The organism is Streptomyces sp. NPDC092952 (genome assembly GCF_044754785.1).
Classification (GTDB): Bacteria; Actinomycetota; Actinomycetes; order Streptomycetales; family Streptomycetaceae; genus Streptomyces.
In genome coordinates this window covers 249,284-267,681 of record NZ_JBIVPT010000010.1, presented here as the reverse complement: position 1 = coordinate 267,681, position 18,398 = coordinate 249,284, and the positions used below count along the sequence as shown (strand labels likewise).

Below are 18,398 nucleotides of genomic sequence, written 5' to 3'. Positions count from 1 at the left end.
TCCGCGGAAACCCGCTTGTCACCATTCGTCCGCGCCTTACTAATAATTCTGGCGATGGCGACCCGATCATCCTCGGCCTGGGCCTCCCAATAACCAGTCTCCAGCCAAGCACGCATCTCCTCCGGGGAATTACGGTCGAGAAGACCATTGGCCTCCGCGGAAACCCGCTTGTCACCATTCGTCCGCGCCTTACTAATAATTCTGGCGATGGCGACCCGATCATCCTCGGCCTGGGCCTCCCAATAACCAGTCCTCAAGAAGGCGCGCATGTCGTCCACAGTGCCGTTGAGGGCCGCATTGGCGTCTCGGAGGACGCCCCTGCCGCTCTTCCCGTCCACCAGGATCGCGGTGATCGCGGCACGCAGTTCGTCCTCCGACATCTCGTCCACGGGCTTGTCGGACGTCGCCGCCACAGCCGCCTGCGTGCCTGCCGACGTGGCCGTCGAGCCAGCGGCGAACGCCGGGGCGGTGAGGAGAAGGACCGGTGTCAAAGCGGCAGTTACAACGAGCAGGCTTGCGCGGTGTTGTCTCACGGGTGTGCCTCCATGGTCCGGTTGGGAACGGCAAGATTCTCGCCGTCGCACACCGCAGAAAACACTGCCGGAAACAGGCAGTCTTCGTCGACCGCCGTTGCCGCCCACGCGCAGGTCGGTCCGGTGATGGTCTGCACGCGATTGGCCTGGCCTTTCGTCGCTGCTGTCAGCACAAGCCCGTCACCATCTGGCAGTGGGAACCAGCAGGTCACAGGTGGGCGGCTCCTGGTTCAGTGGCCGCAGCCGGGCATGGGGGTGTCGAGGTACTTCCAGGTCTGGGGTCCGACCTGGCCGTCGGGCTTGAGGCCGCTGCAGCTCTGGACGGCGCGTACGGCGACGTCGGTGCTCTCACCGAACTTGCCGTCGACGGTCAGGGTGTAGTCGTAGTTGGAGTTCAGCAGGCACTGGATCTGCTTCACCTTGGAGCCGACCATGCCTTTGGCCATGACCTGGGTGCGGTCCCAGTTGTAGCGGCAGCTGGCGCGGCCAGCTGCTCCGGGTGAAGCGGCTGTGCCGGGTGAGGCGGAGGCCGGAGCCGAGGGCTTGTCGTTCGCCGTGGCCGTGCTGGCGGGGTGCTGCGGCTTGGCGTCGACGTCCTCGACGGCTGGCGGGTCCTGGTCGACGTCCTTCTTCTTGTCGTCCGTGAGCTTCCTGGTCGGCGCGGTGCTGCTGCTCTTGGCGAGCGGGGTCTCACCGGTCTGCGGCGGTTGGTCGTCACCGGGCCGGTTGGCGCCGCTGGTCTCGGGCTGGGCGACGCTGCCAGGGTTGTCCGTTCCGTGGGTGGTGTACCAGCGTCCGACGATCAGCAGCGCTGCGAGTGCGGCGGCGATCAGGGCGAGGGTGCGGACCCGGCTCCGGGAGGTGGCCGGCCGGGCCGGGGCGACCGGTGCGGGCGTAGACGGGGCCGGTTCCAGGGCATCCGCGGCAGGGACCGGGGCCGGGGTCTTGGTCGCGGGAGCCGGGTCCTCTGATGGCCCGGTATCCCGAGCGGGGGCCGGTACGGCGGGGTCCGGGGCGGGCGGTGCTTCCTCCCGTGCGCCTTCGGCGCGGCGGGCCTGGTCTGCGGCGTCCCACAGGCCGAGCAGCTCGTTCTTGTCGAGCCCTCGGCGGGAGCAGAGGCGTTCCACGGCGGTCCGGGGCGGGAACGCGGTGCCCTTGAGGACGCGGTTCCACGAGGAGCGGGAGTAGCCGGTGTCGTGGGTGAAGGCGTCCAGGGAGAGGTCCTTGGATTCCTTGACCTGGCGCAGCGCCTGGAGCAGTGCGGCCACTTCCGGCTGTGGCTGCTCGGGTGGGTTGTCGCCCTGGTCGGGTCTCATGGGTCCTCCCCCTCTGGGTACCGGTGATCGTCATGTTCCAGAGCCGTTCCTTTTCGCAGGTCAGAGGCCATGTGGAACGGCCGGGACGGTGCGGTACGGGTGGAATGGCGATCAGGCTACCGGTGGGACGGTGGCACCCCGAATCTTCATCTCGTCGACGCCGCAAAGGCGCCGGGTGAATCGCCCTCCGGATGTGTGCCGGTGGGGCTGGCGAGAGGTGAAGTCGTGCGCATCATCAGCAAGAAGACGGGCGCTCAGGCGGGTGCCATGGTTGCGGTCGCGGCCGCTGGATTTGGCCTGATCAGCTTCTCCGGGGACGAGCAGGCGCAGGCGAACAGCCCGGCCGCGTACGCGGCGGTGAAGGGGTTCGACACCAGCCACCACAACGCCCACCCGATCCAGTGGTCGGCGGCCGCCGGGGCGGGGTACTCGTTCGTGTTCCAGAAGGCGACCCAGGGCACCGGGTACCGCGACCCGCGGTTCGCTGGTGACATCGCGGGGGCTTCGCGGGCGGGGCTGATGGCCGCGCCGTACCACTTCTACGACGCCGGGTCGGGCGTGGCTCAGGCCGACCACTTCGTCCGGACGGTCCGGGCCGCCGGCTTCGACGGCAAGCGGGCCGGGCAGCTCCCGCCGGTGGTCGACCTGGAGAAGATCCGCGGCCGGTGCCCGGCCGGGGTGAACAGCACCCAGGTCGGCGCGTTCCTCTCCAAGGTCCGTCAGGCGTTCGGGGTGAACCCCATCGTCTACACCTCGAAGGACTTCACCGACACCTGCCTGCGCGGCAATGTCGGCGCTCTGGCCAACAGCCCGCTGTGGCAGCCCCGCTACGGAAGCGGTACGCGGGAGCCGGCCCCGATCGGCGGGCGGTACTGGTCGATCTGGCAGCACAGCGAGAACGGGTCGGTGCCCGGTCTGCGGGGGAAGGTCGACGTCAACGTCTACCGCGGCACGCTGACCCAGCTCCGCCGGCTCGCGCACCTCGGGGTCGGCCAGGCGCCCACCGCGCCGGCCGCTGGGACCGGCACGCCCACCGGGGCCGGTGCGGGCAGCGGGGCCGGTGCGGGCAGCGGGGCCGGGACGTCCGCTCCGTCCGCAGCCTCCTGGCCGCTGCTGAAGAACGGGGCCCGCGGCGTGAACGTCACCACCGCCCAGCACCTGCTGGCCGCGGCCGGCCAGTCCGTCACCGCCGACGGCGCGTTCGGTCCGGCCACCCGGAACGCGGTGACCGCGTTCCAGCGGTCCCACGGCCTGAGTGCCGACGGGGTTGTCGGCCCGAACACGTGGAACAAGCTGGTCAACGGGACGAAGACGACCACCCCGGCCCCGGCTCCGACCACGCCGGCTCCGTCGAGCGGGCGGCTGACCCACCGCCAGGCCGTCGCGCAGCTCGCCGCGGCCGGTATCAAGGCCCCGGTCGGGCGGACCTCCCTCGGCGGTGTCCGTGCCCGCACGATCCAGGGCGTCATCGCGCTGAAGAAGGCCAGCCACGGTTGCACCATCGTCATCACCGGCGGTACCGAGTCCGGTCACAACGCCGGGCCCCGCTCGCACGCGGCCGGCTACAAGCTCGACCTGCGTACCCGTAACGAGGGCGGCTGCGTGACCAACTGGATCAAGACCACCCAGCGCAAGGGCGCCCCGCGCGGCAAGGACGCCCGCTGGTACGGGACCCTGGCCGGGATCTCCGCCGAGTACGTCTACGAGGTCCCCCGCAGCGGCGGCGTCCACTGGGACATCACCTTCAACTGACCCCGGCCCCGGCCGGTCGGCCATGACCAACGCCGCTGGGCGGCACCCGCGAAAGGGTGCCGCCCAGCGGGCGTTCGAGGCGGCCACGGGCTGGTCCTCGCCCACGGCCAGGACCAGCCCGGCGGGGCTCATTCCAAAATTTTGGAATGACCGGCACAGAAGGATCCGGACCGGCTGGACCGACGTGACATCAGGCGGGGCGCGTTAGGTAGCCGAGCACGGCGAGCGCGAAGGTGGCCGTGAAGACGAAGGTCGTGCCCGCGGCAGATGCCACGTCCCATGCGGGCCGACCGCACGATATGGCCACGAACGCGGCAACGAGCGCGGAAATGGCGCCGATGGAGAGCACGAGCAGGGTGGACAGGATCTTGATGGTCGAGGTCATGAGGTCTTCCCCTTCGAGGCGTGCAGGGGATCGGTCCGATGCCGTGCTGGCAGCCGAGCCCGATCAACTTGCGGATGGCAGGCGTTGATCACGCGGGTACGGCCGACGCGCACACGCAAGGCGGTTGGCTGCCTGCTCGCTATCGCTCCGTCACGGACATGTGCAGAGCCTCAAGGCCACAGGAAGACTTGCCTCGATCCCGGAAGGTCGGCGGGAACACCTCAAGGATACGGGCCGTCCCTGACAAGCAGGTCGGAAGGGCCGTGCCGGGATTTCTTCGGCGAAAGGCCCCAAGGGGAACAGCACAGGGACAGCCGCCCGGACAAGGCCGGGGGTGGTCAGGAACTACTGCGGCCGGTGCCCAGGGCCCGGCGCGGCGGGGGCGGGGGCGGTGCGGGGAGCGTGCCGAGCACGCCCCGGGACCGCAGGTCGTCGAGGTCGGCCAGGCGCTCCCCGGGAAGGGTGTCGAGGAGGTCGGCCTGGGCGGCGCGGATGCCGGGTGCGGGGGCCTGGGGGCCCGGCCCGAGGGCTCGGCGGGTGGTCACACCGGCATCGTACGGGCGGCCGGGCGGTGGGGTGTACGGGGTTGGTCTGCCGTGGTCGGGGTCGTGGCCGGGCCGAACGCGGGCCCGACCACGGGTTCCTAGCTCTGCGGGGCCGGGTCGCTCGTGAGGAGGCCGAGGACGGTCTCGAAGACCTCGTCCGGGGACGTCCCGGTCCGCTGGGCCTCGGCCGTGATCCACCGCCTCAGTCTCTGCGCCTGGTCCTCGTTCATCCGCCATCCGTCGTCATTCCCAAATTTGGGAATGACGACGGATGGCTCGGCCGGCGCGCTCTTCGCCGTCTTCTTCTCCGGCCTCGGGCCGGGCAACTGACGGCTGGTGAACAGCCCCTCCAGTTCCTTTGGCGCGGCCTGGTCCTCGGCGGCCGGGAGCGCGCGGCCCGTGTCGAGGAAGGCGGCGAGGTTGTTCACCACCTTGGCGGTGACCCGCTGCCCGGTGGTCGTGCCGTGGCGGCGCAGAGCGGTGTACGCGGTCGCGACCGGCTCGGCGCCGTGCTTCTGCGCGACGTCGACCAGGGCCCGCACGTGGGAGTCCGGTGCCGGCCGCTCGTAGAGCTCGGAGATCAGCGAGGCCAGTGGCCACTCCGCGATCTCCCGGTAGGCGGCGGTCTCGCTCATGCCGTCCCACTCGTCGTCCAGGTACTGCTGGCGTGTCCGTGTTCCGTCCTCGCCCCGGAACAGGCGTCGGCTGAACGCCGCGGCAAGTGCCTTGCCCCGCATCCAGCGCGCGTTGCCGAAGTGGTCCCGCGCCGCGTGGACGTTGCCGAGGTACTTCAGCTCTTTCGGAGTGAGCGGCCCGGTGGCGTTCTCCAGGTCGAGCGGCTCGGGGATCAGCGCGGGCACGAAGGCCCTGGCCCTGTCCGGGCGGTTGCCGTCGCTCACCGGAACGTCTCCGGTCCCGGCAGCAGTCCGCGGTCGCGCAGCTCGGTCACCAGCGCGTCGTACGGGGCCTTGCGGTCGCGGCGGTCGCAGGGCGAGCCCACCGCGTTCGCGATGCCCACGTGGAGCGGGATCCGGGTGCTCAGCACGTCCCACTTCGGCAGCGCGCCGTCCGTGCCGCCGTTCCTCAGCAGCTCGGCGTACTCCGTCGGTTTGCTCGACGACGCGTTGCACCGGTTCAGCAGGGCCACCGTCACCGGCGGCCGGCCGGAGTCCCGCAGCGCACCGGACCGCTTGATCATCTTCGCCAGCGGGGCCCCGCGCTCGGGCTTCGTCAGCCGGTTGTAGTCCGGCTCGGTCGGAGAGATCGTCAGGATCACCAGGTCCGCGACCTCCAGGACGCTGTCCACGATGTCCGGGTGGTTCTCGGCGTGCCCCGTGTCCACCACGTTGACCCGGCCGTGGTCCATTCCCGGGTAGACGGTCTCGGCGAAGGCCGGGTGGTCCGCCTCCACCACCTCACACGGGAAGTCGGGCGCCTTCCGCTGCCACGCGGCGAGCTGCAAGGACTCGTCCGCGTCGTACGCGGCGACGGGGTACCCCGCCCTGTGCAGGGCGTACGTCAACAGCCCCGTGTTCGTCGTGCCACCCATCGTGCGGGGCTTGAGGCTGGCGATAAGCATGAGCAACACCCTACGCACCGACTCCCCCGCCACCGTACGGATGGCGGGGCGCACGGGGCCGGCCTGCCGTGGCCGGCCCCGACCACGGTTTCCCGCTACTCGTCGCGGGGGCGGCGGTCCAGGACCGTCACGAGGGCGCCCTTGACCGCGGGCCGGTCGGACGCCAACCGGATCAGGGCGCGCAGGCCCTCGTCGGCGCGGCGGGTGGTCACGCCGGTCATCGTACGGGCGTCTTTCCGCTTCTTTGGGTGCGGTCTGCGTTTCCGGGCGGGGCTGGGTGGTGGTGCCGCCGGGGTGGTGGTCAGCACAGGATGTGGCGGCCGTAGCGGACCAGGGGCTCGGCGAGGGGGCGGTGGCAGGCGTTGCAGACCGGGGTTCCGTCCGTTGGCCGGGGCACCGGTTGTACCGGGGGGAGCGGGGGTGGGGTCCATGGGCGTACTGGCTGTCGGGGGCGGGGGGTCTGGGGGGTGGGGCGTCGGCGCTGGGCCTGTTCGTGCTGGCGTCGGGCTGCGTCGGCGTCCTGTCGTACGCGGGCTGCTTGGTCGGCGAGGCGTGCGGTCATTTCCGGGGGGAATGTCACGCCGTCGGCGTGCAGGCCGAGTTCGGCGAGGGGGAAGCGTTCCCGGGTGACGGGGTCGCCGGGGCAGGGCGGGTGGTGGAGGGTGAAGTGGCGCAGGTTCTTCGTCCACCAGTGGGCGTCGCGGGTGTGGGCCTGCCCGAGGCGGGCCTCGGCCGCGTCGTCGCGGTGGTAGAGCGTCCAGGCCGGGGTGTTCTCGGCGAACAGCACGTGCGGGATGCGGGTGTGGGGGCGCATGAACCAGACGTCGCGTACGCCGGCGGCGGCGTAGTCGCGGTGCCGGGCCTGCCACAGCTCGTCGGTGATCAGCTCGCGTTGGGCTTCCAGTGCCAGGTGGGTGCCGTCGTCGAGGGTGACGTGGACGTCCGCGCGCCGGTCGCGCCGCGGGGTCCATTGCTCCAGTCGCACGGCGGTGACGTTCGGCAGGGCTGCGGCCCAGCGGGCGAGGCGGTGCTTGGCGTTGATGTGCCAGACGGTCTCGCGGTTGTGGCCGGCGGGCGGTGCGCATCCGGCCGGGTGCGCGAAGTGCGCCCGGACCAGGCCGCCGATCCGGCCTCGGACCAGCAGCGGCACCCGGGTGCCGGCGGGGGCGTCGACCCCGCGGTAGCAGTAGAAGCAGATGACCGTCTCGCCGCGCCCGTAGCCGCGTGCACGCCACTGCTCGACGGGGCGGTCACCGATGTGGACCTCCCGCTGGGTTTCCAAGTCGAATCCGACCACGAGCAGGTCGTCCAGCATCGCTCCCCCGCCTCCCGCTGACCCGGTTACCGGCGAATCCTCCCCGCCCGCCGCCCGGCGGAACCGTGCCGGAGCCAGTTCCCCGTGGCGGGCGTCGACCAGGCCGTCGAGCGCGCCGGCGACCGGTGCGACGTACGTACGGTCCTCGTCGGGCTGGGGTTGAGCTCGTCATGGTCGGTGCCGTAGACGTGGCGGGGCGCAGGGCGAGGTACCGGTCGCTCATGCGTCCGCCCTGACGGTCGGCTGCCTGCCGTCGGCCGGTCGGCCGTCCTCGCTTCCCGGGCGGCTGTTCAACTGCCGCTGTAGAAAAGCCGCCCTTTTGCGTGCGCGGGCGCTACGGGCACGTGCTGGCCTGGAGGCGGTACCGCCATCGGCTCTGTGGTGCGCTGCTGGTCATTTTCGCGGGCCCTGCTTGTAGTTGCGGGAAAGCTTTTGGCAGTCAGGCTTCTCAGGGAAGCCGACCTTCCCATCCCCCAGGATTCCCTCGAGATGCTTGCTGTAAAGGGTGTCCCATTCCCCTCCGTCGGAGAGGGATTTCTTGATGGCTTGGCAGGTCAGGAACTGCAGGGCACGGTCACCCTGCCGCATCCCGACGCCGTAGAGTTCGGTGGTAAAGGTGAACGGCAGTACGACCAGATTGTCGTAGTCTTTTGCCAGCCCCTTCAGGATAACGTCGTCCGTGCTGACTACATCGTAGTAACCGTTCTCAAGCCCTTCGATGCACTTCGCGTAGGACGACTTCACCCCGATCACGTGAAACTTTTTCTCGTATCCGGTTTTCTGCACCGACTCCAGTGAAGTCGAATCCACCGTGCAGGTGCGAGTTCGCTCCGGCAGATCGGAGATACCGTCGACCGGGACATTCTCCATCTCCTTGTGTTCGCTGTTGTATACGGAGACCGTCCCGTTTCCACCACTGCGCATCAACAGCGCCTGGCCGGTATGGAAATAAGAAACAGAGAAGGCCACTTTCTTCTCACGCTCAAGGTTCTTGCTGTACGTCGCAAAAATCATGTCGTAATCTTTATTATTAAGCCCGGAATCACGGTTCTCACTCACCACTTCCCTGAATTTAACATCCCCTTCAAATCCGATTTCGTTGAGGACGAATTTGGACAGGTCGACCTCGAACCCTCGGGGGTTGCTGGTGCCGTCGGCGTCGGTCTCACCCATGCCCGGCTGGTCCTTCTTCACGCCAATGACAAATTTCCCGCGCTTCTGGGCATCAGCAAAAGTGGGCGAGTCCTTCAGGGTGTACTCGGGCTTCTGAGAGGGTTTGGGAACCGGCTTTCCCTTGGATTCCAGGTTCCCCTTGGATTCCGGGTTTCTCTTGTCTGAGCGGTAGTGGTCCCAGGCGATCCCGCCGCCTCCGGCGAGGAGGGCGAGGCACGTGATGCCGATCAGTGCCTTGCGTCGGCCGGAGCGTTTCCTGGCGGCTCGGCCCGCTGCGGGGCCGTCGCCGGGGTGGGCGGCGCTCGCGGGCGTGGCGGCAGGATCGTCGTCCGGCGTGTCCGCGGACGGGCCGTGGACGGCGGCACCGTCACCGGATGTGCTGTCCACGGGCGGGGTGGACACGACCTGGCCGGGGATGACCCGCACCCCCTGCGGGAGGTCGGCGATCGCCTGGCGGGCGGCGTCCAGCTCGGCGTCGGCGATCTCGAGCTCGGCGTCGGCGATCTCGAGGAAGAGCTTGTACTCCGGCGGGCGGGGCGTCGGCAGGGAGCCTGGATCGCCACCGGGGTCCTGGGGAGTGTCCGGCCCGGTGAGCTGCCGGGAAGCCTCGGCCTGCAGGTCCTGTGCTTCCTGCTTCTTCTGGAGGGCGGCGTTCAGCCGCTCCTCGTACTGCGCGAGCCGGGGCTCGATCCCGGCCAGGCGCTCCACGAGGTCGTCGATGATCCGCCGGTCCTCGGCCGCGCGCTGCTGATTGGCCGTCGTTTCCCTTTCCAGCCGCAGGAGTGCCTGGTCGTACTGTTCCTTGAGGTCCCGGTAGTCCTGGCCCAGCTTGGTCGTCACGACGACGAAGACCTCGATGAGGCCGTCGATGTTCTGTTCCGTCTCCTGCACTCTCCGCCGACTGCGGAGGGCATTGGCCAGGCGCATCTCGTCGGGCGTTTTGGCCGCCAGGCGGGCCGCCTCCTGGGCGGCGCTCAGCAGCCTGCGCCCCTCCTCCCGCCGCCTCTGCTGGTCCCCCAGCGGGACCATTCTCTTCACGACCGCGTCCAGCAGCGTCGGGTGGATCAGCTTGCGGCCGTTGAGGAGTTCGTTCCACTGGGTACGGCCGGGGGCTGAACCGGGGGCGGAACCGGAGCCGGGGAGGCTGCGGAAAATGCCTTCCAACTGCCGCACGGAGTAACCGTCCACGCGGGCACGCAGCCACCGCGCGAGCTTCCTCGCCTCCTCGGTGTCTCCGTCCGGCTCGGACCTCCGGGGCCTCATCCGGCGGGTCGGCTGATCCTCGTCATACATCGGCACTGCCTTCGCAAAAGGGGTCGGATCCGTCCGCCCGTCCAGCGACTTATTTCCGGACGCGTGGTCCGTGACCTGCACGGACATACCCGGGGCGTGAACGGCCAGAAACGGTCATCAGATCACCAACTCATTCTGGTCTTCCACCCGTTCACCGAAATTGGCCGGAAGGCAGACTCATGCAGAAGCGCCCGAACAACCGCGCCGTTCTCCTCTTCCGCAGCAGGCCCGTCCTGGGCATCGCCCTGATGGCCCTCGGCGTGACCCTCCTCAAGATCGGGCTCCCCGAGAACTGGATCGACCTGGCCGCCCTGGTCCTCGCCGCCGTCTCCATCCAGCCCGCCGGCACCACCCCGGCCCGCCCTCCCGCCCGCAGGCCCCGCCCCAAGAACCCGAGCGCCTCCCGTGCCACGAGGCGGCGCGCCCCCCGCACCAAGTAACACGGCCGCGGAATCACACGGCCGACCGTGCCCGGCCCGCAACGCGGCCGGGCACGGCGTCGTACCGTCCTCTGATCGCCCGTCACCGCACCAATGGAGATAAGAGGTTGAAGAGCGCTCAGGGGCTGTGAGGTGGGCTGGTGGCCCATCGCCCGGCGTGCGGTTCCTGGGAATCAAAAAAATTGCACCAACACGTTCACAGGTGGACACCTCCGTATACGTGTGATTCCAAAGACACCACGACCACCAGACCTTCGAACATTCGAATTATGGTCCAATATCGGTCACGAATGCCTAGCTTAGGCAAGTGCAGCCCTTCGAAAGCCAGGTAGTCTGACGTCGCTACCCCGCAGAGTCCTCCTGAACTGGGCGGTCTGGGCCGCCAGTTCACAGACCTCCGGCACCAGCACCTTCGGGTGCCAGACCAGGAGGAGAAGGGGGGTGGCGCTGATGAGCAGTCCACACAGCAAACGCGGCAGGATTCCGTGGCCCGAGCCAGATCGGTGGCAGGTCATCCTGTCCGCGGCGAGCCTGCTGGTGGCGGTCATCGCCCTGGTGAGGTAGTTCCTCGGTGACCACCGAGTGCTCACCCCGAGAAGGCCCGGCGGAAGACCAGGCCGGACGCTGCGAACGCAGCGAGCCCGGTCGGATAGTGGTCGACCGGGCTCGGCTTCGGTAACTGCACGAGGCCTGGCTCCGGGGCGGCATCCCCGGAGTTGGGCCTTTGTGCGTCGGACCGACTGCACCGGCAGCCCGCTCCGCACACCATGACCCTAAAAACATGACCCACACGAAACGATGGATCAAATTAAAAGGGTCAACGCACCATAACCCATTGTCCGCACCATGGGTTATGGGCCTGCGCGCCGACCACCGCACCTCGAGACGCCCCCGAAGGACCGCACGGCCGGGGCAAGGGCGCCGTACCGCCCAGAAGGAGCATCGTCGACAAACACCAGGACCGGCGATGACCAGTAGGTATGTGGCTCAGCAGTCGCTCACTCTGCATCTGTCCCGGCGGCCAGCTGGCGGCGGAGAGCGTCCAGCCTCTCCAGGACGGCCTCCGGGGGCGACGACGCTCGCTCCGCGGCCGCGGTCGCCAACGACACCGCGACGATCCGGTCGAGACCGTACAGATCACCGAGCGGACCGACGTCGCCGGCGGCGAAGGCGTCCAGCGCGGACCCGACGTCCGGCGACATCGGGAACCGGCCCGTCAACGCCGCGGCTTCGGCCGCCACGGCGGGGGCGGCGCCGAGGGGCGTGGTGTCGCCGGGCCCGCAACCGAGGGACTCGACCGCGTCCGCGAACAGTTCCTCGGCCTGATACCGGGCGTGGTCGTGGAGCGCGACGCCGCCTGCCGGGTCCATCAGCCGGCGCATCCCGCGATCCAGCTCCACCACCAGGTCGTACAGGTCGGCCGGATCGTGCCTAACGCACGCGCGCAGCAGGTCCACGGCCAGGATGCCGCCGCGCAGTCGCGGCAGGCTCGTCATTCCCATACCCGGCCAACGAGCCGCGTTGCCCGGGGAAACCCGTCCGCCAGGACCACACCCCAGCCGGGCCTGAACGGCGTCACCCGCCAGTCCGTGTACCTGGCCCAGAGGTCCATCCAGGGCGGCCGCGAGGTCTACAGCATCCGCGTTCCCCTCACCGACCTCACCGGCATCCTCATCGTCCCCAACCCGGACGACGTGGACGAGGACAACCGCCGCGTCAACGAGCGCCACGCTCAAGACTTCGGCGCCTACCTGCGTAACCCGCGGTGGGTCGCCCCGGCCCTTCTCGTCCGCGACGCCGGCGGCTGCACCTTCGAGCCGATGCCCGGCTCGAACGGCAAGGTCGGGTACCTCACCGTCCCGTGGACCGACTCCGGCCTGTCGATGATCCTCACCATCGACGGCCAGCACCGCGTCCTCGGGGTGGACCTGGAGATCAAGCGCATCGCCTCCGCGATCCTCGCCATCGACCGCGCGCTCGCTAAGGGTGGCCTCAAGGACGACCGCATCGCCAAGTACGAGCAGGAGAAGGTCGCGCTGCTGGCGGAGATGAACCGCCTCAAGGAGGAGTCCATCGGCGTGGACATCTACCTGGAGAAGGACGGCGCGCTGGCCCGACAGATGTTCGTGGACGTCGCCGACAACGCGCGCGGCATCTCCGCCGCCGTGCGGTCCCGCTTCGACTCCTCCAAGGTCGCCAACCGCACCCTGGACCAGGTCACCAAGCACGCGCTGCTCAAGGGGCGTGTGGACATGGAGCAGGACCGGATGACGCGTACGAGCATGCACCTGATCGGCGCGAAGCACGTCGCGGACCTCACCCGGGGCGTGATGTTCGGAATCACCGGCCGCACCAGCAAGGCCAAGGAGGCGGCCCTGGAGGACCGCGAGGTCGTCGCGACCGTCCTGGACTTCCTCGACTGCATCACCGACGCGTTCCCGGACCTGGCGGCCGTCGCCGAAGGCGACCTGACCCCGCAGGAACTGCGCGGCCGGTCCCTGCTCGGCTCGGTCGGCATGCTGCGCGTCCTGGCGGCCGTGTACCGCAACCTGCGGGCCGAGAACGTCGACACCGCCGCGATCACGGCCTACTTCCGCACCCTCGCGCCGTCCATGGGCGCGCCGGTGGAGGAAGTGTCGATCTGGCGCAAGGACTCCAAGACCTCGCCGTCGTTCGAGGAGGACGCCTACGCGCCGGTCATGCGTCAGCAGAACCTCGGCTACATCGTGGAGGCCGTCACCGCCTGGTACAAGAAGCGCTGACCCTCAACGCTGAACAACGAACAACGCCCTGCCGGTCGATGGACGACCGGCAGGGCGTTCGTGTTGGTCAACTACCGTCGGAGAGCCGGGGTGCCGTTAGCGAGCGTCCCGGCGGCTGGTAGTTCAGAGAGCAATGCTCAGGTTCCCGGGTGGCTCGTCCCGCCTCTGGATGAAGATCTCCGGAGCGAGCACGGTCACGATGCCGAGCCAGGTTCCGAGGTTGTCGACGTACTCGGGGTCGATGTCCCACAGGACGACGAGGCCGACGACGACCAGGAGCACCCTGCCCCATCTCCTGCGAGGGGAGAGGGGGTGCGCCGGGGTACCACTGGGTATAGAGGTCATACTCTTGTTCCTATCTGCCGGTCTTGCCGGCGCTTGGACCGCGTTCGCCCCACGGGTTGGTAGCCAGGGAGGGGCGGCGCGGTTCTCTACTTCTCCGACCCCTTCTGGCCGAAGAAACCTTCGAGCCCCGTGGGGGGCAGTCCGCGCTGGTGGAATGGTGGCACCAGGCGGTAGAGGGGGCGGGAGCCCCTTCCCGAGCGAACCGCGAGGGTGTCGAAGTACTCGAACCCGGCCGGCTCCAGGACCTCGTTCTCCACCAGGTTGTCGATGCCGGCTGCGACGGTCTTCTGGGCCAGGCCGTACCACTCGCTGATCCTGGCGTGGACGAGAGGGAACTTGTTCTTCCTCTGGGCGAGGGCGATCAGGAGCATTGCCTTGCCCGCGAGGGAGAGCTTGGTGTGCATGTCCTTCTCCCAGTACTCGAACGGGAGCTGGAGGTACTTCTCCCCGGCGTTCATGGGCGGCTCGTATGGTCCGCTGCCGTCCTCCATACGCTTGGTGACGGTGGTCCTCCGCTGTGAGCCGCGGGCCGTGGTGATGAGGTCGAGGTCCTTCAAGGCCTTCCACGCCCGGGAGACAGCGGAAGCTCCGGACTTCTCGTCGAAGATGCCGATGGTCCTGGCCCAGGTGGTCGACCACTCCGTCACCATGTGGCCCGGGCCGCCCGTGATGGCTGCGACGAGGAGGTAGAGGTCGAGCGCCCGTTCCTGGCGGCTCGCGACGAGCGACCTGAGAGGGCCGGGCTGTGCATCGCGTCCCTCTCCGAGCTGGAGGAAGACCCTCCTGATGGGGACGGTTCGGTTGGTCCTCGCCGAGCGAGTCAGGATCATCTCGATGGTCCTGCCCTGGCTCATGGACTGCTCGGCGTCATGGGTGCTGGCCAGCTCGTCCCGGCCTATCTTGTCCCCCGACTCCGGCTCGGTTGCGGTGTTCTGAGTCGACGTCATGGCTCAGATGGTGGCACATTGATGGCGGGGTGGTCCAACGTGAAACCGCTGGTCAGCTGCGCTGACTTGACGCTGGGTAGTGCAAGATAGGATGACTAAGTTGATGGCTATGTTAGAACACCGTGTAGGACGAACAGTCAAGATACCTAGTACGCGGTTTGAAGGCCCCGAGGTTCCGAGGGAGCGGCTCGGTCTGTGAATCGCTGACGGGCAAAAAATCTTGGCTGTATCCGTCCCCCGGACTGGCACCTGGACGACCCGAACGAAGTGCTCGGGGGATGCCACCGGTCGCCGAGGCGGAGGAACAGACACATGGGCACGGACACCCGCGCGCGAGGGGTGTTCCCTGGGGCAACGGTCAAGGGGTAGCGACCGCCGCTGACAGGACGCCAGGAAATCGCGAGCGGCCCCGTGGACAGCTCCACGGGGCCGCTCCTGCGGGCCCCGGTTGCGCGCGGACGTCGCCGACCGAGAACTCGGTCGGCCAGGGCGCTGGTCGGCGGCGGCGGGTCGACGCTCGACCGCTCCAAGTTGGCCCTGAGGCGGTCGAGCGAGCCCGCGTCTCGGATGAGATAAACGACCGTCGAGCCCAGCCCGCCCGGTCAGCCGGTCGGTCGGCGGTCCGGGGCTTCAGTTGGATGTGCGGCGCTCACTGGCCCTTGCTGTACTGCGCCTGGCCCCCTGGCCGGTGAGCCGATTGGCAAGCCGCTTCACCTTCCGGCAGACCCGCTTGCCGACGTCCTCTGGCTCAGGGAATCCGGCGAGTCGAGCGGCCTCGGGCCAGCTGGTGACGCCGGGGCGGCTACGTGCGATGGTCACCATCTGCTCTTCTTCGGAGAGAGCGTTCAGGATCCGGATCAGGCGGGGATCGTCGAAGCCCTCGAAGCGGGCGTCGTCGTCGGCGGGCTGCCCGGAGAGCACGTCGTACAGGGTCATCCCGTCGCCCAGCGGGGCGTCGAGCAGTCGCACCTGCTGCCGGTTGGTCTGGTGGGTCCAGATCGGCTTGAGCTGCCCGTTGATGACCTTGGCCTCGGCCAGGAGCTGGTCCACCGCTCCGGGAGAAAGCCGACCCTTGTCGTAGAGCGGATCCGCCCAGTCGCCGATCAAAGCGGTGGAGACCGGCTCACGCCATCCACTCCACCGTCCCAGCCCCTCCGAGACGAAAGCGCCGAGCGCGGCAAGGTCTCCGGTGAGCACAGCCTCGCGGGCGTTCATGGCCTGAACCACATCGGGTACCGGAATGCCTACTGCCCGGAATCCGGACTCGATCGTCTGGTTGTCCGGGTGATTGGGCTTGAGCACCGCCATGCCGGTGGTGGTGGTGATCATCGTGGGAAGTGTGCCGCGGTCGAATGGCTCAGGCAGTTCGAACGTACCGTCCAGGTCGAGGGCGACGGTCCCGTCCCCGCGAAGGGTCACGAGCTCGCCTTCAGCCCCGTTCCAGTCGACCGGGAACAAGGCCATGACCGCCCCTGCCTCATCCGGATCCCAGTTGAACTGGTTGATCCGCTCGGCAACGTGGGTGTCGATCGAGCCGTCGTCCTCGACCATGTAGTAGCTGGGCGTCAGGTCCTCGGCGGCCATGGGCGCGTCCTTACGTTGGTGGGAAATCCTTCTCCTCTCAGAGGTGGCGCGGGCACGATCCGACAACGAGCCCCGAAATTCTCCTGTGACTTGCATCACACGGCCGTCGTCAGAGTTCGGCGCCATCCGCCCCCTGATACTGCGGGGAGCGGCCTGCGGCGGTCGCGCTCGTGACCGTCACTCGCTCCGGGGTGGCCGCCTCCGCCCCGAGCCGAGGCGTAAGCGTTGTGGAAGCGTCGCTCGGCGCCGGATCAACGCTTACTGCCCCGAGTTGGCCCTGGGGCCGGTGGGCGGTCGAGCGGACCTGCGTCTCGGGATGAGATATCGGACGCGAACGACCTTTCAGCGGCCTTCCAGGTGCCAGTAGTGGTCGGGGTAGTCGCCGCACGGGTACTGGTTGACCTCGGTCAATGCCTGGGTGCTCGCTGCGGGTACGGCCAGGCACTGACCGCTGTTGGCGTTGATGACCCAGGTCCCGTCGGGGTGTTCTTCCAGTTGCCAGTACTGCCCTTCGCTCTGTTCGCAGGTGGACTGGACGACGGGTGCGGCGGTCTCGGTGCTGGAATCAGCGACGCTCAGGCACTGGCGGCTGTTGTAGTTCACGATGCGGACCAAGCCGTTTCTCCGCACGTCGCGGGGTGCCGGCTCCGTCTTCCAGTAGTGGTCGGGGTAGTCGCCGCACGGGTACTGGTTGACGTGCTTGCCGGACTGTCGGCTCGCTGCGGGGACGGCCAGGCACAGGGCGCTGTTGCCGTTGGTGATGTGTCCCCACTGCACCGGTGGAACGGTCGGCAACGCGCGACGTGTCGCCCGGGGTGAGGCGGAGGGCTCTTTCGTCGTGGGCGGCACCGTCTCCGGGGTTCTGCTCGGCCGCGGGGTCGTTGGAGGGGTCGTCGAGCCGGAAGGTGATGGCGGTGGGGTGGAGACGGGCGCGGTGGTGATCTGGGGAGGGGCGGGGACAGGGGCGGCGGAGCCGACGGGCTGCTGGTGCGCGAAGTACCAGCCTCCTGCGGCAAGCGTCACCACGGTGGTGGTCGCGACGGTGGTGGTCACTACTTGCTTCCGTAGCCGCCGTCTTCGCTTCGGTTCCCTGGACGCGGGGGCGAGCTCAAGGGTGGAAGGGCGGTGAAGCACCTCGCCGGCGAGGACGAGGGCCGGCGAAGGTGCTGGTGTGCGCAGGGGCAGGCCGATGCGGGTCGCGAGTTCGGCGATGTCCTGGCGTTGGTCGTCCAGCGCTGTGCGTATCTGGGCGAGCATGAGGGCGATCTCCGGCAGCGCGGGTTCCGGCGCCGGGGCTGCCGCTGCGAGCGGTGCGGGTTCCCGGGCCGGCGGCGGGGTATCGGCCTCGGCTGCCTCGTGGGTTTCCAGCTGTTCCCGGGCGCGGGCCTGCACGGCTTCGGCTGTGGCTTGGAGCTCCTCCATCCGGGCGAGCTGCTCGGTGGCCTCGCCGAGCGCTCCGGCAGCTGGTGGGGCGTCCGGGTCGCCGTTCCCGTCTGGTGCGTTGGGCTTCGGCGGTCCTGGAGGGGCTGCTTGCAGGTGGGCGATGACTTCACGCAGGGCCTGCAGAAGTTCCTTCGATTCGCGCACGTCGGCGTCGGCGGCGCGCAGGACCTGGTCGGGCGGTTCCCCTCCCGTCCGGAGGGCGGCGGTGGGCGGCGAGGGGCTGTTCTCCGCGGCCTTGGCGAGCTGGTGAAGCTCCTCGGCTCTGGCGGTGACAGCAGCGCGGGCGCGTTCGTCGCGTACCAGGTCCCGGACCACGTGCCGCAGCAGGTGCAGCTCGATCGTCTTCGTGCCGGCCCGGTACTCACCCCAGCTGGTTTTGCTGATCTTGTACCGCTCAGCGAGCTCGCGGACCGTGAAGTCCTTCGTCAGGTTCCGCAGGAACGCGGCCAGCGCATTGGCCTGCTCGGTCTGTCCCTTGAGCCCGCCCTGTGGACGGCCGGCCTTCACCATGGTGGCGCTCCCCCGATAGTTGTCCGCGTTGTCCGCTGCTTTCCCGCGCCCCACCTGCGGTTTTCCGAGGCGGCCGTTGATGGACAATCAGACCAGTTCACACAGTGAGAGCTCCACCGTTTCCCAGACAGACCCTGGAGCTTTCCGTGACCCGTAGTGCTGTGTGGGGCCGCGCCCGGTCCCGGCCCGGCAGAACGCCCGGCTTCCTTCGCCGGATCGGCCTCGTCGTGGCCGGTGTGATCACCGCCGGTGTCCTGTCCTCGTTCCCCGCCCTGGCCGACGGAGCCCCGGCTACCGCGCCGGTACCGCTGGGGTCGGTGACCGCGACCGGTGACGACCAGCTGTTCGGACTGGCCGCGGACCACTCCGCGGTCTACCAGTGGAACGGACAGGGCACCGACTGGACCAAGGTCGGCGGACCCGCCCAGGACCTGTACGCCGGCGGCGCCGGCCTCTTCGCCACCGCACCGGACACC

General features: G+C 68.9%; 18 protein-coding genes. 4 read left to right on the top strand and 14 right to left on the bottom strand.

What is annotated here, in order from left to right:
• From ACIQGQ_RS24325 to ACIQGQ_RS24315, 3 genes are all read right to left on the bottom strand, one after another.
• The coding region (locus ACIQGQ_RS24325; protein ID WP_402398802.1) for an ALF repeat-containing protein at positions 1–533 on the bottom strand (533 nt) is incomplete at its 3' end.
• Complete coding sequence (locus ACIQGQ_RS24320; RefSeq protein WP_402398800.1) at positions 530–706, bottom strand: hypothetical protein; 177 nt, start codon at positions 704–706, stop codon at positions 530–532. The genes ACIQGQ_RS24320 and ACIQGQ_RS24325, both read right to left, overlap by 4 nt.
• 57 nt (positions 707–763) lie before the next feature.
• A complete protein-coding gene (locus tag ACIQGQ_RS24315) occupies positions 764–1,849 on the bottom strand; it encodes a peptidoglycan-binding protein (RefSeq protein ID WP_402398798.1) in 1,086 nt (361 codons plus the stop codon).
• Positions 1,850–2,074: 225 nt separating this feature from the next.
• On the opposite strand from ACIQGQ_RS24315, the gene ACIQGQ_RS24310 reads away from it, so the two are divergent.
• The gene (locus ACIQGQ_RS24310) at positions 2,075–3,601 is read left to right on the top strand and encodes a GH25 family lysozyme (protein WP_402398796.1); all 1,527 of its coding nucleotides are present in this window, start codon (positions 2,075–2,077) and stop codon (positions 3,599–3,601) included.
• Positions 3,602–3,791: 190 nt separating this feature from the next.
• Here ACIQGQ_RS24310 and ACIQGQ_RS24305 read toward each other — a convergent pair whose 3' ends face one another.
• From ACIQGQ_RS24305 to ACIQGQ_RS24280, 6 genes are all read right to left on the bottom strand, one after another.
• On the bottom strand, positions 3,792–3,986 hold the full coding sequence (locus ACIQGQ_RS24305; protein WP_402398794.1) for a hypothetical protein: 195 nt from the start codon (positions 3,984–3,986) through the stop codon (positions 3,792–3,794).
• A 338-nt stretch (positions 3,987–4,324) separates the two neighbouring features.
• Positions 4,325–4,531, bottom strand: coding sequence for a hypothetical protein (locus ACIQGQ_RS24300; protein WP_402398792.1), 207 nt, complete (start codon positions 4,529–4,531; stop codon positions 4,325–4,327).
• 98 nt (positions 4,532–4,629) lie between these two features.
• Positions 4,630–5,430 carry a hypothetical protein gene (locus ACIQGQ_RS24295; RefSeq protein ID WP_402398790.1) on the bottom strand — a complete coding sequence of 267 codons (801 nt, stop codon included), beginning with the start codon at positions 5,428–5,430 and terminating at the stop codon, positions 4,630–4,632.
• A complete protein-coding gene (locus tag ACIQGQ_RS24290; protein ID WP_402398788.1) occupies positions 5,427–6,110 on the bottom strand; it encodes a plasmid partition protein in 684 nt (227 codons plus the stop codon). The genes ACIQGQ_RS24295 and ACIQGQ_RS24290 overlap by 4 nt, the downstream gene beginning before the upstream one ends.
• A 301-nt stretch (positions 6,111–6,411) precedes the next feature.
• On the bottom strand, positions 6,412–7,425 hold the full coding sequence (locus ACIQGQ_RS24285; protein ID WP_402398786.1) for a competence protein CoiA family protein: 1,014 nt from the start codon (positions 7,423–7,425) through the stop codon (positions 6,412–6,414).
• A 393-nt stretch (positions 7,426–7,818) separates the two neighbouring features.
• Positions 7,819–9,978 carry a transporter substrate-binding domain-containing protein gene (locus ACIQGQ_RS24280; protein WP_402398784.1) on the bottom strand — a complete coding sequence of 720 codons (2,160 nt, stop codon included), beginning with the start codon at positions 9,976–9,978 and terminating at the stop codon, positions 7,819–7,821.
• Between the two features lie 92 nt (positions 9,979–10,070).
• On the opposite strand from ACIQGQ_RS24280, the gene ACIQGQ_RS24275 reads away from it, so the two are divergent.
• Positions 10,071–10,331, top strand: coding sequence for a hypothetical protein (locus ACIQGQ_RS24275; RefSeq protein WP_402398782.1), 261 nt, complete (start codon positions 10,071–10,073; stop codon positions 10,329–10,331).
• Between the two features lie 998 nt (positions 10,332–11,329).
• Here ACIQGQ_RS24275 and ACIQGQ_RS24270 read toward each other — a convergent pair.
• The gene (locus ACIQGQ_RS24270) at positions 11,330–11,827 is read right to left on the bottom strand and encodes a hypothetical protein (protein WP_402398780.1); all 498 of its coding nucleotides are present in this window, start codon (positions 11,825–11,827) and stop codon (positions 11,330–11,332) included.
• A 93-nt stretch (positions 11,828–11,920) separates the two neighbouring features.
• Between ACIQGQ_RS24270 and ACIQGQ_RS24265 the strand changes: the two genes are divergently transcribed.
• Entirely contained in the window at positions 11,921–13,093 is a 1,173-nt protein-coding gene (locus ACIQGQ_RS24265) for a DNA sulfur modification protein DndB (RefSeq protein ID WP_402398779.1), read from the top strand.
• Positions 13,094–13,216: 123 nt separating this feature from the next.
• Here the strand turns inward: ACIQGQ_RS24265 and ACIQGQ_RS24260 are convergent, their stop codons facing one another.
• The 4 genes from ACIQGQ_RS24260 to ACIQGQ_RS24245 form a co-directional block, all read right to left on the bottom strand.
• Positions 13,217–13,438: a hypothetical protein gene (locus tag ACIQGQ_RS24260; RefSeq protein ID WP_402398777.1), complete on the bottom strand. Its 222-nt coding sequence runs from the start codon at positions 13,436–13,438 to the stop codon at positions 13,217–13,219.
• 86 nt (positions 13,439–13,524) lie between these two features.
• Positions 13,525–14,385, bottom strand: coding sequence for a hypothetical protein (locus ACIQGQ_RS24255; protein WP_402398775.1), 861 nt, complete (start codon positions 14,383–14,385; stop codon positions 13,525–13,527).
• A 630-nt stretch (positions 14,386–15,015) separates the two neighbouring features.
• On the bottom strand, positions 15,016–15,969 hold the full coding sequence (locus ACIQGQ_RS24250; protein WP_402398773.1) for a hypothetical protein: 954 nt from the start codon (positions 15,967–15,969) through the stop codon (positions 15,016–15,018).
• 342 nt (positions 15,970–16,311) lie between these two features.
• Positions 16,312–17,922, bottom strand: a complete 1,611-nt coding sequence (locus ACIQGQ_RS24245) for an RICIN domain-containing protein (RefSeq protein ID WP_402398771.1) — start codon at positions 17,920–17,922, stop codon at positions 16,312–16,314.
• A 146-nt stretch (positions 17,923–18,068) separates the two neighbouring features.
• On the opposite strand from ACIQGQ_RS24245, the gene ACIQGQ_RS24240 reads away from it, so the two are divergent.
• Positions 18,069–18,398 (top strand): hypothetical protein (locus ACIQGQ_RS24240; RefSeq protein WP_402398770.1); only part of this gene is annotated, 330 nt, incomplete at its 3' end.

Coding starts and splice junctions, on each gene's coding strand:
- ACIQGQ_RS24245 (WP_402398771.1), bottom strand. CDS start 17,922: ATGGTGAAGGCCGGCCGTCCACAGGGCGGGCTCAAGGGACAGACCGAG.
- ACIQGQ_RS24260 (WP_402398777.1), bottom strand. CDS start 13,438: ATGACCTCTATACCCAGTGGTACCCCGGCGCACCCCCTCTCCCCTCGC.
- ACIQGQ_RS24305 (WP_402398794.1), bottom strand. CDS start 3,986: ATGACCTCGACCATCAAGATCCTGTCCACCCTGCTCGTGCTCTCCATC.
- ACIQGQ_RS24250 (WP_402398773.1), bottom strand. CDS start 15,969: ATGGCCGCCGAGGACCTGACGCCCAGCTACTACATGGTCGAGGACGAC.
- ACIQGQ_RS24275 (WP_402398782.1), top strand. CDS start 10,071: ATGCAGAAGCGCCCGAACAACCGCGCCGTTCTCCTCTTCCGCAGCAGG.
- ACIQGQ_RS24255 (WP_402398775.1), bottom strand. CDS start 14,385: ATGACGTCGACTCAGAACACCGCAACCGAGCCGGAGTCGGGGGACAAG.
- ACIQGQ_RS24285 (WP_402398786.1), bottom strand. CDS start 7,425: ATGCTGGACGACCTGCTCGTGGTCGGATTCGACTTGGAAACCCAGCGG.
- ACIQGQ_RS24270 (WP_402398780.1), bottom strand. CDS start 11,827: ATGACGAGCCTGCCGCGACTGCGCGGCGGCATCCTGGCCGTGGACCTG.
- ACIQGQ_RS24290 (WP_402398788.1), bottom strand. CDS start 6,110: ATGCTTATCGCCAGCCTCAAGCCCCGCACGATGGGTGGCACGACGAAC.
- ACIQGQ_RS24315 (WP_402398798.1), bottom strand. CDS start 1,849: ATGAGACCCGACCAGGGCGACAACCCACCCGAGCAGCCACAGCCGGAA.
- ACIQGQ_RS24280 (WP_402398784.1), bottom strand. CDS start 9,978: ATGTCCGTGCAGGTCACGGACCACGCGTCCGGAAATAAGTCGCTGGAC.